Below are 17,268 nucleotides of genomic sequence, written 5' to 3' on the forward strand. Positions count from 1 at the left end.
CACCTCACACCGCCTCATTTATCGACGGCTGTTATAGTTTGAAATGTCATCTAATAAATCATCTCGCGATGAAGGTAAGCCGATCCGGCCACTTGCTGTAAATGGCTCATCTAAACCGACGGTCTTACCGGGGCCAGCTGAAAGAATCAGCGGGGCAAAGAACGTATCAAGTTGGTGGTAGCGATTTCGGAACAAAGCATCGCTTTGTCTTAAGCCCAACAACATCGACTGGATTTCGCCATACCCATCGTCTGGATCAATCCCGAGGGGGTCAAAATTGGTGCCGGTAGCTGTAGGGAGTTCAGGAATAACAACCAGTGCATACTGTCGATCAATAGTTCCGCTGGCATAGTTTAATGAATCATCCGTAACGGCCGCAGAAATTGTTGTCCCACTGGTTGTGTTTCGCACTAACGCCGTTGGCCAGCGATAGAATCGCAGAGGTTCTCCCCATGCGTCAACGAATTCCAAATGGCCGTCTTCGTCCGTATCTCGTACTTCGTTCGCTGAAAAATTATCAGGACTGACCGGAGGCGAGCCAAAGACTTGTGCCTGAGTAAGAGCATAGTAAAGACATGCAGCCGATTCCGTGACTTGCTTATGATTTCCAGGTACATATGCAGAATTTGTTAACAAGGGGTGGTTCGATGGTAATTCGCTGAACGCCTGGGGAAAGGTGTTACGAAATAGCATTTTTCGTGTGAGAAGCTTCATTGCATCGGTATAGCTACTGGTGTCTTGGTTAGAGATTCCAAGTTCGTTTTTAACGATGCGAAAATAGCGTTGGTTGTTCGTGCCTTGTTCGAGAGTCTTGTCAACAGCGCGGTGGAAGGATTCGATGCGTTGTTGGAGGAGGCCGTCGATTTTTAGGATGGTGGCTTGGGTGGCGCGCTCTCTGGCAGTGAGGATTGTGTTGCCGATCGTTACCGCAAAGATCGACATCAGCAGCACGATAATGCCGATCACCACTAGCAATTCAATGACCGTGAAGCCGTGACGTGCGGACAGCAGAGAATGCCGTGGAGTCGTCAAGGTCATGCCTTGAGGGTGCGATTTGTTATATTTCATTGATCGACTCCTCACTGAACGACTTGGGAAACGCATTGCTCCCAAAAACTTTCATTACAGACTGCTGTAATCGTCCTGCTGATATCACAAGGAATGTGGCTAGCACTCAGGCTATTACTAACTGGCACTTACCTGCCCCCGATAGTACCAGAAGCGAAATTGGAAATATTGTCAAACTCCGCCTGACGATTTCCCACATCTACAGAACCTGTGACGTTTGTTGACCAATTCGACGAGGGAATATCGGTTGAACCATAACCAGGAAGTGGATTCGGTGTCTCGGATTGAAACGGGCCGCCAGGGCCAAAGACACCGTCATAACCCGGGGAGACAATCTGACACGATTTCGAGTTCCAGGGCGATTTATTCTGCTTGTCTTGAGAGTAGAAGATAATGGGATAGTTAGAAGTATTACCTTGTACGGCATAGGAGAGAGGGCTATAGATGCCATTACTTGCTGCAGCATAGAAGTAAGGCGTGGTCTGCCCGGAAATCGGATCAATCAGCTCTGGAATATCATCGTCATCCAGGTCTGAGAATCGATTTGCGGGGTGTTCATAGTATGACGCTGTTCGTGGCCCACTCCCTCGTTTGAAAGGGGCCGCTGGATCTTTAGAGAATCCAGTAGCACGCCAAAGAGTGGTTGAACCTTCCACTGACTTCTCGTACAAACCGCCTAAGAAAAAGGCTAAACATTCGGCGTTGGTTAATACGATTGCATCCCCTCCAGCCGTTCCGTCACCGTCGATATCCGGGTTTCCAGCTGCGTAAGTAAAATCAAATTGAGGCCATAACTGGCGGATAATAGCCTTGGATTCGCGAATATCCGCCGCTGTATAAGTGTTGGGAGGGCCGTCAGCTGGCGTTGCCCAGAGAGTTGCCGTCTGGGGAATGACAATGCGACTCGGAGGGTAGATGTCGTTTTTTTCTTTAAACGCCGCACAGGCGGATTCGATGGCGCTGATTTCAGAGCGGACTTGGGCAATCGTCGCACGGCGGCGGACGCCGTTGATGGCTGGTAGTAGCAATGCGATCAGGATGGCGATGACCACGATCACTGCCAGTAGTTCAATCAGTGTGAAGCCGGAGCGGTCACTGGGCGAGCTTTGATGTTTCATACGGGTTAAAGAACGTGGATACCCGGCAGGGTGGAAGCTGTGGCGGTTCGTCATTGTGAACATCATGATCTCCAGTCGCAGCGAAAGCCAGGTGTCAAGGGCTTTGTATCTGTCACTTAAAAATATATTTGCGAGTAATTACCGGGTTGAGGAAACACCTCGCCCGCAAAACCAGAGATTCCTCTGGATGAACAGTCAGTATAGAGGTGTTCCCGAACCTGAAATCGCTATCGTCAAGACAGGTCGTTAAGAAGTTGAATCAGAGGCATGAAGAGGGCGATGACGATGAAGCCCACGATCAGACCCAGCACGACCACCATCAGTGGTTCAAGCATGTTGATCAGACCTTCCACCAGCACGCCAACTTCTTCGTCGTAAACATCGGCGACTTTATAGAGCATGTTATCCAGAGCACCGGTTTCTTCGCCGACGTCGACCATGTTGACCACGATTTCGTCGTAGATCTTGGTTTCCCGCATCGGCACCGCCATTGATTCCCCTTCGCGAATGGCGGCATTCACATGCTCAAACGCTTTCACGAAAATCGCATTGCCGGCTGTATCGCGGGTAATCGCCAGTGCTTCTAGAATCGGAACCCCCGAGGCAACGAGCGTCCCTAACGTGCGGCACGTTCTGGCCACAATCGATTTGCGAAGAATCAGTCCCAGCATCGGGATGCGCAACGCAATCCAGTCCACAATATAGGCACCGGTTTTATTCTTCTTAATAATTTTGATCAGCAGCCAGATCGAAATGGGAATCACTGGCCCTAAATACCAGTAGTTCACGACAGCCGAACTGGTGCCGATGAGAACTTCGGTCATCATGGGCAACTTGGTGCCGAAGTCGTCGAAGATCTTTTTGAACTTCGGAATGATCCAGTACATGATGAAACCGACGATCAACGTCGCGACAGTAATCACCGCCGCCGGATAGATCATGGCCCCCTGGACTTTACGCTTCAGGCTTTGCTGGCGTTCCTTGAACTCCGCCAGACGCTGAAGAATGACTTCCAAAGCACCGCCAGCTTCGCCGGCTTTCACCATGTTGACATAGAGGTTATCAAACGCCTTGGGTTGCTTACCCATGGCCTCGGAGAGCGTACTCCCCGATTCAATATCTTCAATTACTCCCACGAGCGAATTCTTGAGGGCGCCGGGCTTGGCCTGGACTTCGAGAATTCGCAGGCTGCGAAGAATTGGCAGGCCGGCGTCTTGAAGGGTGGAAAGCTGGCGGGTGAAGGTGCAAAGCTGCTTGGCTCCCACACCACCAATGGTGAAGGTGCCCTTCTTTTTGGCAGGCTTCTTTTTATTGCCATCTTTGGATGCGTTGGCATCCTTTTTCTTTTTCGTCCGGCCCTTTTCGGAGATCTTGGTGACATAGAAGCCACGTTCACGGATCTTCGATTGAGCCTCCTGTTCGGTGGCCGCCTCGATCGTGTCCTTGACTTCCATGCCCTTGTTGTCCATCGCTTCGTACGTGAAGGTGGGCATAATCAAATCCTTATCTCAGAAATAGCCAAATCGCTGATAGGCAAACCAGTGACAGCCAAACAAGTTCAATTCCATTAAAGACCGCCTGCTTGATCAGACGTTGTGTCAGGTTCTTTAACGGACAGTATTGATTTTCAAATGTTGTTTTGATGAATTTCAAAAGAAGCCCGATTACGCTTCACCATCTTCAGTGATCGTTTCCCGAACAATTTCATCGATGGTGGTGACCCCATCAAAAATCAGTTTCAAGCCCGCTTCGCGAAGTGTGGTCATCCCTTGGGAACGGGCAAAATTACGAATATCGTCGACTGACGCATTGGCGGTAATCAGGTCGCGAACATCATCAGTGACATCAAGCAGCTCATAAATACCGCAACGGCCTTTATAGCCAGAGTTGTTACAACGCTGGCAGCCTTTACCATAGTAAAACTTATATTGGCGAGCCTGTTGAATCGGGAGTTGAAGCTCCATCAGCAATTCATCGCTCGGATCAAATCGGGTTCGGCATTCCGAACAAATGCGTCTGACCAGTCGTTGGGCCAGCACGGCTTCAACGCAGGCCGTAATCAGGAACGGCGGAACACCCATATCCCGGAGTCGGGTGATGGCTGACGGTGCATCGTTTGTATGGAGCGTGCTAAAGACCAAATGGCCTGTCAGCGCGGACTGTACAGAAACTTCGGCGGTTTCATAGTCGCGAATTTCCCCCACGAGAATCGTGTCGGGATCATGACGCAGGATTGCCCGCAAGACCGTCGCGAACGTTACACCAATATCGTGATTCACAGGAACCTGAAGCAGACCTTCGATTTCATATTCGATCGGGTCTTCAGTGGTAATGATTTTTGTTTCGACATCATTGAGTTCATTGAGCGCCGAATAAAGCGTCGTCGTTTTTCCGCTACCCGTCGGCCCTGTCACCAGAACGATGCCGTTGGGCCGCTTGATCATGCTGCGGAATCGGGACAGGGTGTTGGCATCCATCCCGATCTTATTCAGATCGAGTTGCACCACTGTCCGGTCCAGCACTCGCATCACGACCGCTTCGCCGAAAAGAGTGGGGAGAATGCTGACACGCAAGTCAACACTGTTCCCTCCAACATTCAGCTCAATACGACCGTCCTGAGGCAAACGTCGCTCAGCAATATCCAGATCGCTCATAATCTTGATACGGCTGACAATCGCATTAGCCAGATGCCGTGGCGGTGGCACCATTTCATAGAGCATTCCGTCCGCTTTCACACGGACTTTAAATTCATCTTCAAATGGCTCGAAATGAATATCACTCGCCTGATCTTTAATCGCTAGCAGCAGAATCATATTCAACAGCTTGCGGATCGGGGCTGCATCAGCTAATTCGGCTTCATCGAGGGTATATTCGCGGCTGTTCATGTTAGCGCCGCCGTATTTATCCTCCATTGAACTAATAAGGTCTTCGATACTATCCTGCTTGTCAGCGTAGTAGCGAGCGACGGCTGTTTCTACATCTTTCAGATTAGAGACGGCTCCGCGAACCTCTGTTCCCAGAAAATTTCGCAAGTCATCCAGAGCTGCTACGTTTTGCGGGTCAGCCATGGCGACTGTCAGAATGCCATCTTTCAAAGAGATCGGCATGATCTTGTAAAGCTCTGCCATGGTCTGAGGAACCAGTTCAATCGCTCGGGGCGGGACGGTGGTTTCCGCCAGATTAACAACCGGCATCCCCCATTGCTCAGCGAGAGCTTCCGTGACCTGGCCATCCGTCACCAAACCCATGCGGATGGCGACCTGGCCAATAATTTCGCCGGGACTGCGCTTCTGTTCCTCAAGAATATCCCAGAGTTGATCCTCCGAGATATATCCCAGGTCGACCAGAATTTGTCCGAGTTTCCGCTGAGCCATGAGTTCTGCTTCTTGATGTCAATCGACTGTATTCAACTTATACGCTTTCCAGAAATCAACGACGCGCCAAGAGATACGTAAGGCCTGCTTGCTCAAAGCCGCAAGCATGGCACACAAAGCGCGGCTAAATCCTGTGACCCGTATTAGGTTTTGCTATTGATAACACGCGAAAAGTATCGGGGCAGTCGTTTCAATGACTGTTAACGAGATCGTGCGGTAACAATAAACTGGTAGCGAATATATACCTTAGAACGTGGTAAGCGAGAGATTCCGATGCTACTTATTCGTCGTCATCCTCGTCTTCTGGTTCATCGTCAAGGAGTCCCTTCTTGGCACGAGCGATACGAGCCTTGAGTTCACCCGGTTGATTTGAGCGAACAACAACATCGTCTTCTTCGCAGATTTGATTTTTCCAGAGGTTAAAGAGTGCGTCGTCTAGCAACTGCATCCCGAATTTTCGGCCAGTCTGAATCGCGGAGTTAATACGATAGGTTTTCGCTTCTCGAATCAGGTTGGCAATCGCCGGAGTGACGACCAGAAGTTCATAAGCCGCCACCACTCCCTTGGGTTTTCTTGGAAGAAGTGCCTGGGAAAGGATGCCAATGATCGATGTGGAAAGCTGTGTTCGGATCTGTTCCTGCTGACTGGTGGGGAAGACGTCGATGATACGGTCAACCGTTCCCTGGGCACCTGTTGTATGCAGTGTTCCAAAGACCACGTGGCCTGTTTCAGCCGCGGTGATCGCAGAAGAAATCGTCGCCAGATCTCGCATTTCCCCCACGAGAATAATATCGGGATCCATACGCAAGGCACGACGCAGTGCTTCAGGAAAGTCGGGAACATCAACGCCGACTTCGCGCTGGTTAATCGTGGCTTTCTTATGCTGGTGGTAGTACTCGATGGGATCTTCCAACGTAATGATATGGGCATCATCATTATCGTTGAGGTAGTTAATCATACTTGCGAGTGAGGTTGTCTTCCCTGAGCCAGTCGGCCCGGTGACCAGAAACAGCCCACGAGGACGCCGAATAAGATCCCGGATAATCGGAGGCAGCCCTAACTGCTCGAAAGACAAAAATTCGTTAGGAATTCGCCGCAACACCATGCCGATATGGCCGCGCTGCTTAAAGACCGCCACGCGAAATCGAGCCTTGTCACCAAAGGCGAAACCGAAGTCGGTACCACCCATTTCCTGAAGCTCTTGCTGATTACGCTCCGGCGTGATGCTTTTCATCAGCGCGACAGTGTCTTCTGGCTCGAGAGATTTGGTATCCAATCGAACCATATGACCACTCACACGTACCACCGGCGGTTGCCCGGTTGTAATGTGCAAGTCGCTCACTCGCTCGCGAACTACTGTCTCCAATAGTTTATCGATCTGCAGAGTTGCCATGTCACTCCAGTTCTACGTGGCACCATTCAGAGAAGTGCTACTGAATACAAAACCATCTGCGTTGACAATGAATCTATACCGCACGCGAGTTCACAATACTGACATGAAACGTCAAGCAAAAAAACAGAGAGGTGAACAGCGAACAGCAGATCTTGCAAATCATTGCCATTTTCTGATGAAGAGAATGAGGAGATTTCCGCCGAGAGCATTGAATCATCAAGGAAAGGCAAAGCCCTATGCAATCATAATGACGTCGCGCAGGGCCAACTCAGTCAAAATGCTGCTCGATTCAGACGACCAGCGGACTTGTCGAAAGACAGACAAAGACGGGAACACAGATAAAGACGTAAGGAGAACTGTAAAGATTTGGCAACCAGAGAGCGGCAGCAATAAATCGGATGAAAAAGCGATAAAAGGCTCTCGGGTGCTCTTACATTATGGAAAAGATTTTCTTGAACTCAAGTCAGCATGCCTTAATCCGTTGAAATAAGTCGTCACTGACAAACAGGTTGGCGCCAGAGATCAAAAGCCGTTTTTAATTGACGCCGAAATAGACGGCAAGAAGTCCGTCGGGATACGCTGCAGCGAAACACGACAGTCTGATCAGCAGGCGTTGCAATAAAACACGCTCCAGTCAATTGCCGAGACGTCAAAGATCTGCACATCAATTTTGCCTGACTCAAGCCAACCCTGCAGCTACCTATGAAATTACAGCTGCGCGAATTGTCATCAATTCTCACCCGAGAATAGGTGTAGAGTCAGTTTGACTGGAGAGCAGGATGGCCGCGAAACTTTGTCTCTATTTTTATGGGTGATTGGCCAAGACAGCCACAGATCGATTAGTGACCAGCACCCTTATCTAGTTTGTAGGCTTCAAGTAACGTCGATTTTCCAATCAGCGCTCGTTCAACGGCATCTTCGACCAGCGTCTTCATACCAAACAGGCGGGCTTGCCGCCTCAGCGCCTGAGCTGGCTCTCCTTTGAATGTCATTTCACGTAATGTTGAATTCATCATCATCAATTCGAATACAGCGGCTCGCCCCCGGTAGCCAGTGTGCTGGCAGTGATTGCACCCTTTGCCCCGGGCAAAATTTGCCTCAGCGATCTGTTCAGGTGTCAGCGAAAAGTGTTGAATTTCGCTGGGGTCAGGATTGTGAGCCTCCTTGCATTTCGGGCAGATTGTCCGCACCAGGCGCTGGGCCATGATGGCCACAATCGAGGAGGCAACGAGGAATGGCTCAACTCCCATGTCGATCAAACGTGTAATAGAACTGGGCGCGTCGTTCGTGTGGAGAGTACTGAAAACCAAGTGTCCTGTCAGAGAAGCCTGAATCGCCATCTCCGCGGTCTCTGCATCACGAATTTCCCCTACGAGAATGATATTGGGGGCCTGTCGCAGCATGGCACGAATAATCCGGGCAAAGTTCAGCCCGATGTCCGACTTCACCTGAACCTGGTTGATGCCAGGCAGGTAATACTCCACCGGGTCTTCTGCGGTAATGATCTTCTTGTCAGGGCGATTCATTTCGCCCAAAGCACTGTACAAAGTGGTAGTTTTCCCAGAGCCTGTGGGGCCTGTCACCAGAAAGATTCCGTTCGGACGGCGAATCACATTGTTGAACTTTCGGTAGTTGTCGTCGGATAACCCCAAGGTGCGAATCCCCACCTTGATGTTATTTCGATCAAGAATTCGCATCACGATGGCCTGCCCAAAGCCGGTTGGGAGAATACTGACTCGCAGGTCATAGTCCTGACCACTGATGCGAACCTTGATTCGACCGTCCTGAGGACGTCGTTTTTCGGAGATATCCATGCTTCCCATGATCTTGAAGCGTGAGATCAAAGCGGAGTGAAGCCGCTTGGGAGGGCTGTCGCGTTCGACCAACACACCATCGATTCGATACCGAACCCGTACCTTATCTTCAAACGGTTCAACATGAATATCAGAGGCGCGCATGTTCACGGCTTCGGTGATAATCAGATTGGCCAGTCGTACAATCGGTGCGTTTTCTTCAGCACTGGTTGTGGCCGATGTGGGAATATCCGTCGCAGTGAAGTCGATCGCGGTTTCTGTAAATTCCAGCAACATGGAGTCAACGGACTCGGTTTCGCTTTGTCCATAGTGGCGGTTGATCGCATTCTGGATCGATTCTTTGGATGAGACGGCCAGATCAATGTCTCGATTGAGCAGAAAGCGGAGCTTATCGAGCACTTCGTAGTTCATGGGGTCACTGATCGCGATTTTCAGTCGATCATCATCCATCGATAACGGAATCACGATGTTTTCACGGGCCACCGACTCCGGAAGCAGGCTGACAACGCCATTGGGAATTTCCATCCCGTCCAGATTGATGTACGCATAGCCATAGGCCGCTGCCTGGCGCTGACCGATTTCACTGGCACCGACATACCCCAGCTTGACAAGAGCGTCGCCGATGGAAATCCCCATACTGCGCGCCAGATCTTCGGCTTCGCCGAGTTGATCCTTGCTGATGAGGCCATCTTTAATCAGCTTGCGAAGAAAATCGTCAGCCATCAGTGATTCCTGAATTCGCTAAAGTTGCAGCAATTGGCAGAGGTGAGACCAACAACCATCGTCCAGGAGGAGACCCGGTGTATGTAAGGAGTCACTTCGTAGAAAACTTCGGGAACGTCTGCTGACTCGACCCACTTTGGAGATGAAAGCGGGCTAAGCCAAATGAAGGGGCAGATTACCAGAAACACAGAAAATGCGAGTGCGAAGACGCGTGGGCAATAAAATGCCAGCAAAGATGGGAGCGCGCACTTTCCCCCTCCGATTGTGGGATCATGACAGCGGGGATGTCAAGGACGCAAGTGATTTAACAACCACCAGTTAGCCCCAGTTTTCCTCATTAAGTCACGGCAAATTGCTACAGCCAAGAATGTGAGTTGAATCACAAGGAAAAGCTGTCGACAGAAAATGTGACCGAATGAGAAGCCCCCAGACAATGCCGCAATGAGGCACTTATTCGCTAGTCATGACTTCTCAAGTCTTGCTCCATAATAGGCCTGAGCAGGGATCAAAATCTCTGTTTGCACCCGCTGAGCGATGGAATCGACCTCGGCATCGGGTAAAGGCGTCACGATTGCCTCCGCCGGTGGACGGGCCACAGTATAGACATGCACTAGAGAAATCTGTCCTCCGGCATCGCGAAACACTTTTAACCGCTGAAGCCAGGCCGTGATTTCGTCATGGCTTGGCCCTGCACCACTGACTCTCATGAACAATGCCTGAATGACGACTGGCCACCGTAAAGAAATCTCCAGGATATTGTCCAGAATCCGATTGAACGGAATCTTCGTCCGTTCGATCAACTGGTAATACTCATCAGTTCCGGCATCGAGCTTGGCCCAGATTTCTCCCTGATTCTCCATGAGAACGGCTAGCCCACGGAAGCAGGCCGGGCGATGAAACATCGTCGCATTGGTGATCAACACCAGCTTGACCTCATCAAGCCCGGCCATTTTTTTTCGCTGAGCCACCTCGTTCACAATGAGGTCAAAATTGCGAAATGTCGTGGGTTCACCATCGCCAGAAAAAGCAATATCGTTCAATCGCCGCAAATGTTCAGGGGTTGCCGAAAATTTGGGGTCGTTCCAAAGTCGGCCAGAATTCACCAAATCAATCGTCTGGTCTAATTCCGTCAATAAAACCTCAGTTCCCACAAATGTCGTTTCTGCTTCGCTGCGACGATCAACCTGGCAGTAGATGCAATCAAAATTGCAGATTTTATCCGGGTTCAGATTGATACCGATGGAGACCCCTCCACTTCGTCGCGACACCACGGGATAAACGTACTTGTTCTCCTGAAAATGGCGGGAGTGATCCGTATGTAAAGGAATAATTGCCGCCATTAACGTTCTCTCCCGTCCGAACTTGACTGATCTGAGTAACTCGTGACTGACCGACTGCTGATCCTCGTGACAACTGACCACATTCCGGGGTGAGCAGCCCCATTAACGTCGATTGGCATCTCAACTCACGTTGACAGATTTTTAGGAATGATTTCAACTCTGCCCTGAGCCAAACCGGCAAAGTGACAATGACCATCAGCCCCTAATGCCAGCCCCCACAGGGGGATCCGGAGAAACCATGCCCAGCCGTCGCAACTTTGTAGACACTGCCCTTCGACAGCAGGTTCTGGAGCATTGTATTTCAGCTGTAAAGAACACCGAAGTCTTGACAGCTCCTTTTCCTCATTTTGTCATTCAGGGCTTTTTGCCCGCCGATGTTTATTCCCGGTTGCTCAGCTCCTTGCCAGCAGATTCAACTTATGAACCATTTGCCTATGAAAAGAACCACGACACCGATGGCCAGAGCAATCGTCTTCGTTTTCAGTTGTTAAACAACCAACTGGAAACGCTGAGTGAAGCGGATCGCCGTCTTTGGACCACGCTCAGCAGTGTTCTGGGAAGTCAGCTTTTGAAAGAGACTGTCTACGAAAAACTGTCTCCAGGGCTGGCTCTGCGATATGGAATCGATAAAACCAAGACACGCAAGCTCCCCGGCTATGCAGCCCCCGAACTCTTTCGTGAGAAAGAAGGCTATACAATTAAGCCGCATCCCGATACTCGCAAGAAAGTCGTGACGATGCAGCTCTCCTTTGCCAGCGATATGAGCCAGATTGATCTGGGAACGGAATTCTACCGCCGCTCGCTTGACCCGCGCGCCTGGTTCCGAGCACCCATGGGTTTTGACATTGTAAAAACAATGCCTTTCACCCCCAATACAACCTATGCTTTTTCAGTGTTGAACCTGATGAGCCTGAAAAGTTGGCATGGGCGATCTGTTCTGGATTCTACGCAAGGAACTCGCAATTCGCTCCTCAACATTTGGTACGAAAATCCCGAGTTAGGCAACACCGAGATTATCGAGGATGATCGGCTGTTCGCGGAGCATGCCGCTGCCGCTGCTTAGATCTGGTTGCGGATCTGGGTGGCGGAGTATCAGCGTCACCTGCCCGCAAAAGAAAAGGTTCTTGCAGCCCCCGTCCCGATCAATCAACCAGCGTCGTTCTCATGGCTGGTAGCTCTTGCACCAGTGCTTTTACGCCATCTCAACCCCACCGGCACTGTCAATTTTCAGTGGCCGTTGGGGTTGCTGTGTTTCCCGGCAGTCAATTGACGAGTGCCAGACTGTCCTCTGCCCGCTCTCTGATCTACACTGATGAAGAGAGCTTCACAGGAACAAACACATGCGAACAGCCAGTGTGCTTTGTTGCTCTTGGTCAGCCACAAGCCCTTTGCACAGCTTCCCCAATGCCAGACAACTCACTGCCCTCAGAAACGCCACTTACTGCTGGTAATGCGTCAGAGCCACCATTCCTGATGATGCCCGTTCGTGCGGAATTGCAACGAGGGTTTGTTGCGATTGGCAATTTCGATGGTGTCCATCGGGGGCATCAGGCCATGATGGCTTTGCTGGCCCAACGAGCGAGAGAACTGGGTGGGCCAGCTCTGGCGATGACATTCGACCCTCATCCCTGGGAGTTATTGCGGCCTGCCGGCGCGCCCCCCAACCTGATGACTCTCGAACACCGCATCGAGTTGTTGAAACGCTATGGGGCAGATGATGTCTTAATCTGCCCGACATCTCATCGACTCCTTCAATTATCCGCTAACGACTTCTTCCAGAAGATCATCCGGGAGCAACTCAATGCCCATGGGTTAGTCGAAGGCCCCAATTTCTTCTTTGGCCATCATCGCGAAGGGAATATTACGCTCCTCAAGCACCTTTGCGAGGGAACAGGAATGTCGCTGGATGTCATTCCGCCCATCACCGTAGATGACCAACTGGTCAGTTCCAGCGTGATCCGTTCCCTGCTGATGGCAGGTCAGATGAGCGAAGCCGTCAATCTTCTGGGGCACCCCTATCGCATCACAGGAGTGGTTGAAACTGGCATGCAACGGGGGCGAACGCTGGGTTTTCCTACTGCGAATCTGCATCATTGCCGGACACTGATCCCGATGCCCGGTGTGTATTCAGGCCGGGTCAAACTGGATCGTCACTACCCGGCTGCCATACACATTGGCCCCAACCCGACATTTGGTGAAGGGGTGATGAAAGTGGAAGCCCATCTGCTGGACTTTACGGGCGACCTATATGGTCACGAGCTCTCTATCGATTTACTGGCAAAGATCCGAAGCGTTGTTAAGTTCGCTTCTAAGGACGAGCTTTTAAATCAACTGCGTCTGGATTGTGAACAAGCCAGGTCACATGCCCTTCGCGCAGGCCAGCATGAAGGCTGATTGTTATCAGCCTTGAAGCGGCAGCCCTGTGCTCCGAAATTCTGGCTGGCAAACCCGCAGTTTGCGCCGGAAAAGCCCGCGAGGAATGATCGCCTTTCGACCACAGGCCCTGTTACCGAATCGGTGGATATTTCATAAGCAATTTCCTTCAAATGACTTACGACCTATTGACTGTTGGTGATTCCCGATGCGGCACAGCCCTTGCGTTGTATTGTCTGCCATGTCGCTCTGACACCGCGGGTCACACAACACTGATTCGTCAGGCAAGCAAATGATTTCTGACCAGTGGGCTGGAGCGACCAACTGACGCCGACGTTGATCCCTGGGTTTTCAGGGGGGTGCCGGTGATTACTCATTTACAGGAGTCACGGTCATGACTGTCGAAACGAAACTGCATCTCAATGAAGAAACCATCAATGAGGTTAAAGATCTGATTCGCGTCAATGTTGATAGTGCAGATGGCTATCGTTATGTCGCTAAACATGTGAACGACGTCAACCTGGAGCCGATTTTTCTCCAACTCGCTGTTCAACGCGAAATGCAGGCCCAGAAGCTTTCTGAGTTCGTCTTATGGAATGGACAGGAAACAATGGTGGAAGGATCTTATGCCGCCATGGTTCACCGAGTGTGGATGGGGATCCGTGATACTCTCTCATCCGACAATTCATTTGCATTTCTTGAAGAAGCCGAACGCGGCGAAGACCACATCAAGGCCGCCTATGAATCAGCCCTGTTGAGAACTGCGGGAAGCGCGATGAACGACGTTCTGCTTCGACAATTAGCCGAAGTGAAACTCAATCACGATTTCATTCGTGACTTGCGGGATGAGCGCTCACTTTCGCGTAAGCATCCCCGATAATCCATCTTGTTCAAGCCGTCACTAAATAAATGATGGAGAGATTTGATAGCAACCTTTCATGGTAATATCAAAACTCGAAGTCAAGTGGCGGCTTGTAACAATTTTTCGGTCATTCCTGATTCGCTTAAATCCTTCTCCCTTGAGGGAGAAGGTGGCCGCAGGCCGGATGAGGGGCGCATGGCTCGCTTTGAGGAGTTATCATTGCTGCCAGAAGCGCGGAGGATTTAATAACTCCTCACTCTCACCCTCACCATTGAAGTAGGAAAATCAATGTCCAGCGACGGGAAGTCTGACATTGCTGTGATCTGGAATCCCAAAGGAGGAACAGCGAAAAAAGCAGAGGGGCTTTTTACCCAGTTGAGTGAAACGCCGGGAGTCCAACTATTTCCTCTCGACAATGATGTCTCGATTGACACCTTGGTGGAGCAGTCTGCGGAATCTGGCTTCAAGACCATTGTTGCCGCGGGGGGGGATGGAACCGTCGGGGCAGTCGCTAGTGCGATTTTTCGCCGATCCCATCAGAGCCGAAACAACGGTCGTCACACTCAACCACTTCACATGGGAGTTCTTCCCCTGGGAAGCGGCAATGATTTTTCTCGCTCGCTGGGAATGCCGCTCGACCCCTTCATCGCATGGGGTGACATCCTTCAGGGAGAGCCTATTCCCTGCGATCTCTTAAAAATCGTAGCTGATGGCGAAGAGCGAATCGCAATCAACATGCTGACGGCCGGCAATACTGGTCGGTATCTTGAAAACCTGAGTGACGAGATGAAAAGCCGTTGGGGGCCGTTCTGTTATGTTCGAGGTATGGTTGATGTGGTGGCGAACCTGACTGCGTTCACGGCCAGAATTTCTCTCGACAATCAGATTTATGAGGGGCGAGAGTGGCTGAACCTGTTTGTTGCTAACGGGAAATTTTCGGGTGGTGGCAATCAGGTCGTGGCGACGGCCACTCCCTTTGATGAGAAACTGAATCTGCTGCTGGTTGCTGATGGCCCACCGACATCACTGGTGTCCCTTCCTGGCACTTATCTGCTTGGAGACATTATTGATCATCCGCTGGTTTTCACATCATCAGGAAGCACTGTTCAAATCGAAGCCGACACGCTCTGGCCTTGCACTGCCGACGGAGAGTCATTCACCGCTCGGCAACTCTCGGTTTCTGTGGAACCTCATGCAATCACCGTGATTCGTTCCTCAGAAACAGATCGACCGAATGAAAACGCCTGATTCTGAAACCCCGATAATGAAGCCAGAAAGAAAGCACAGGTATTGATTCTGCGGGATCTGATTCAATGGGATCTGATCAAGGAACCCTGATTCAAAGACGGTGAGAATGTCCTGATCACTCCCACCCGACTATGATGAATTCACAACGAGGATTTGCTCAGTCTGGCCAATCCCGTTCAACTCAAATCGTTCAGGGGCCAACCGAACGTGACAGCTACAGTCCTTGTGATTGACGATGATCGCTCCATTCTGCATCAAATCTCGCGGACGCTGACTCCGCTGGGTGTGAATGTGCAGTCGGCCACCACTGCTCAGGCGGGGCTGGAGGCGATACGGACATTTCAGCCAGCAGTTGTCCTGCTTGACCTGGTGTTGCCGCACATCTCGGGACTAGAGCTATTTCAAAGGATCAAAGACCTTGATCGTCGCTTGCCGGTGATTTTTATTACGGCTGATGCAGCTAGTGAATCGGCGATCGAAGCGATGCGTCTGGGCGCTTACGATTATGTGGCCAAGCCCCTGCATCTCCCGCAATTGACACAACTGGTGATGAAGGCGATGGAAACTCGCCGGCTCATGAGTGTGCCGGTCGCGGTCTCTGTTCTGGAAGAAGAAAAAGCGTCGGACGCCGGTGATCTATTTGTTGGCCGTAGCCAAGCCATGCTGGAAGTGTTCAAAGAAATTGGCCGTGTCGCTCAGCAGAACGTCACGGTGCTCATTCGCGGCGAAAGTGGGACGGGAAAAGAACTGGTGGCGCGGGCGATCTATCAGTTTGGTAGCCGTTCGACACGTCCATTCATGGCGGTGAATTGCGCTGCGCTTCCCGACACGCTCCTGGAGTCAGAGCTTTTTGGCCATGAGAAGGGCGCCTTCACCAGCGCTGACCGACGACGCATCGGAAAGTTTGAACAATGTAATGGCGGTACACTGTTTCTTGACGAAGTCGGTGATATGTCACCTTTGACTCAGGGCAAGGTGCTCCGCCTTTTACAGGAACAGCGTTTTGAACGCATCGGCAGCAACGAGACCATTGAAACGAATGTTCGCCTGGTTGCAGCCACCAACCGTCCTCTGGAAGCGATGGTGCCGGATGGTCGCTTCCGCGCTGACCTCTTCTATCGACTCAATGTCGTCACGATTTCCTTGCCTCCCCTGCGAGAGCGGACGGAAGACGTGCCATTACTGCTGCAATACTTCCTTTCCAGAGCACGAAAAGAACTCGATAAAACTGATGTCGAAGGGATCTCCCCGGACGCATTGGGACTTCTGACAGCTTATCCCTGGCCGGGGAACATTCGCGAACTCCAGAGTGTTGTCCGCCAATGCCTGCTGAAGAGTTCCGGGCCGGTGATCGTCCCTGATTTTCTTCCCTCAACGATCACCGAATACAGCCAGCACCAGCATCGCGGAATGACTGATGCATTAACCGGAGCAGGAACTGTCAGGCATTTTACCGTTCCCTCAGCGGTCATGACGGCTCCACAAGACTCTGCACTTTCTGGCAGCGAGCCTTCTGTCAGAGGTCATACAGAGGTTCAGGCAGGAGTCGCTGAACGTGTTGGTTTTACGCCCAGTGAACATTTAGCGGGCACTGAAAATAGTGCCAGCAATCATCCTGCAGCTGGCGTATTAAACTCTCATAACGATCTGGCATCGGGAGATATCAGTCGGCTCATTGATGAGAGGCTGCAAGCAGGTTCAACAAACCTCTATGCAGAAACATTGGAACTGATGGAAAAATATTTGCTGACGCGGGTTCTGCAAGCCTGCGGGGCCAATCAATCAAAAGCGGCAGAGATTCTGGGAATCACCCGCGGCAAAGTGCGTGATCGTATCGCCGCATTTGGAATCAACCTCGACAAAAATGTTTCAATCAATTCGACGCGGTAGATATTTATTTCTGACAGGTCACATTCGGCCAATGAGAGATCAGCCATGAGTACTCTGATTGGTCG

12 protein-coding genes are annotated in these 17,268 nt (G+C 51.0%); 5 read left to right on the forward strand and 7 right to left on the reverse strand.

Annotated elements, in window-relative coordinates:
• Positions 1-18: 18 nt before the first annotated feature.
• The 7 genes from SH287x_RS10450 to SH287x_RS10480 all read right to left on the reverse strand — a co-directional run bounded on the left by SH287x_RS10450 (position 19) and on the right by SH287x_RS10480 (position 10,830).
• Positions 19-1,068 (reverse strand): type II secretion system protein, encoded by a 1,050-nt coding sequence (locus SH287x_RS10450; protein WP_479514252.1) that lies wholly within the window; start codon positions 1,066-1,068, stop codon positions 19-21.
• Between the two features lie 128 nt (positions 1,069-1,196).
• Positions 1,197-2,240, reverse strand: a complete 1,044-nt coding sequence (locus SH287x_RS10455) for a type II secretion system protein (RefSeq protein ID WP_479514253.1) — start codon at positions 2,238-2,240, stop codon at positions 1,197-1,199.
• Positions 2,241-2,419: 179 nt separating this feature from the next.
• Positions 2,420-3,679, reverse strand: coding sequence for a type II secretion system F family protein (locus SH287x_RS10460; RefSeq protein WP_479514254.1), 1,260 nt, complete (start codon positions 3,677-3,679; stop codon positions 2,420-2,422).
• A 171-nt stretch (positions 3,680-3,850) separates the two neighbouring features.
• Entirely contained in the window at positions 3,851-5,560 is a 1,710-nt protein-coding gene (locus tag SH287x_RS10465; protein WP_479514255.1) for a GspE/PulE family protein, read from the reverse strand.
• A gap of 280 nt (positions 5,561-5,840) precedes the next feature.
• Positions 5,841-6,953 (reverse strand): type IV pilus twitching motility protein PilT, encoded by a 1,113-nt coding sequence (locus SH287x_RS10470; protein WP_479514256.1) that lies wholly within the window; start codon positions 6,951-6,953, stop codon positions 5,841-5,843.
• An 839-nt stretch (positions 6,954-7,792) separates the two neighbouring features.
• On the reverse strand, positions 7,793-9,490 hold the full coding sequence (locus SH287x_RS10475) for a GspE/PulE family protein (RefSeq protein ID WP_479514257.1): 1,698 nt from the start codon (positions 9,488-9,490) through the stop codon (positions 7,793-7,795).
• A gap of 461 nt (positions 9,491-9,951) precedes the next feature.
• Positions 9,952-10,830 (reverse strand): radical SAM protein, encoded by an 879-nt coding sequence (locus SH287x_RS10480; RefSeq protein ID WP_479514258.1) that lies wholly within the window; start codon positions 10,828-10,830, stop codon positions 9,952-9,954.
• 238 nt (positions 10,831-11,068) lie between these two features.
• On the opposite strand from SH287x_RS10480, the gene SH287x_RS10485 reads away from it, so the two are divergent.
• From SH287x_RS10485 to SH287x_RS10505, 5 genes are all read left to right on the forward strand, one after another.
• Complete coding sequence (locus tag SH287x_RS10485; protein WP_479514259.1) at positions 11,069-11,893, forward strand: hypothetical protein; 825 nt, start codon at positions 11,069-11,071, stop codon at positions 11,891-11,893.
• A 341-nt stretch (positions 11,894-12,234) separates the two neighbouring features.
• Positions 12,235-13,224: a bifunctional riboflavin kinase/FAD synthetase gene (locus tag SH287x_RS10490; RefSeq protein WP_479514260.1), complete on the forward strand. Its 990-nt coding sequence runs from the start codon at positions 12,235-12,237 to the stop codon at positions 13,222-13,224.
• A 373-nt stretch (positions 13,225-13,597) separates the two neighbouring features.
• A complete protein-coding gene (locus SH287x_RS10495; protein ID WP_479514261.1) occupies positions 13,598-14,083 on the forward strand; it encodes a PA2169 family four-helix-bundle protein in 486 nt (161 codons plus the stop codon).
• A gap of 270 nt (positions 14,084-14,353) precedes the next feature.
• On the forward strand, positions 14,354-15,313 hold the full coding sequence (locus SH287x_RS10500) for a diacylglycerol/lipid kinase family protein (protein ID WP_479514262.1): 960 nt from the start codon (positions 14,354-14,356) through the stop codon (positions 15,311-15,313).
• A 207-nt stretch (positions 15,314-15,520) separates the two neighbouring features.
• Positions 15,521-17,203, forward strand: a complete 1,683-nt coding sequence (locus tag SH287x_RS10505) for a sigma 54-interacting transcriptional regulator (RefSeq protein WP_479514263.1) — start codon at positions 15,521-15,523, stop codon at positions 17,201-17,203.
• Positions 17,204-17,268: the final 65 nt, after the last annotated feature.

The sequence above is a fragment of the Planctopirus sp. SH287 genome (genome assembly GCF_056500625.1).

Excerpts from the sequence above, each read along its gene's own strand:
- SH287x_RS10450 (WP_479514252.1), bottom strand. The coding sequence starts at position 1,068 with ATGAAATATAACAAATCGCACCCTCAAGGCATGACCTTGACGACTCCA.
- SH287x_RS10455 (WP_479514253.1), bottom strand. The coding sequence starts at position 2,240 with ATGACGAACCGCCACAGCTTCCACCCTGCCGGGTATCCACGTTCTTTA.
- SH287x_RS10460 (WP_479514254.1), bottom strand. The coding sequence starts at position 3,679 with ATGCCCACCTTCACGTACGAAGCGATGGACAACAAGGGCATGGAAGTC.
- SH287x_RS10465 (WP_479514255.1), bottom strand. The coding sequence starts at position 5,560 with ATGGCTCAGCGGAAACTCGGACAAATTCTGGTCGACCTGGGATATATC.
- SH287x_RS10470 (WP_479514256.1), bottom strand. The coding sequence starts at position 6,953 with ATGGCAACTCTGCAGATCGATAAACTATTGGAGACAGTAGTTCGCGAG.
- SH287x_RS10475 (WP_479514257.1), bottom strand. The coding sequence starts at position 9,490 with ATGGCTGACGATTTTCTTCGCAAGCTGATTAAAGATGGCCTCATCAGC.
- SH287x_RS10480 (WP_479514258.1), bottom strand. The coding sequence starts at position 10,830 with ATGGCGGCAATTATTCCTTTACATACGGATCACTCCCGCCATTTTCAG.
- SH287x_RS10485 (WP_479514259.1), top strand. The coding sequence starts at position 11,069 with ATGCCCAGCCGTCGCAACTTTGTAGACACTGCCCTTCGACAGCAGGTT.
- SH287x_RS10490 (WP_479514260.1), top strand. The coding sequence starts at position 12,235 with ATGCCAGACAACTCACTGCCCTCAGAAACGCCACTTACTGCTGGTAAT.
- SH287x_RS10495 (WP_479514261.1), top strand. The coding sequence starts at position 13,598 with ATGACTGTCGAAACGAAACTGCATCTCAATGAAGAAACCATCAATGAG.
- SH287x_RS10500 (WP_479514262.1), top strand. The coding sequence starts at position 14,354 with ATGTCCAGCGACGGGAAGTCTGACATTGCTGTGATCTGGAATCCCAAA.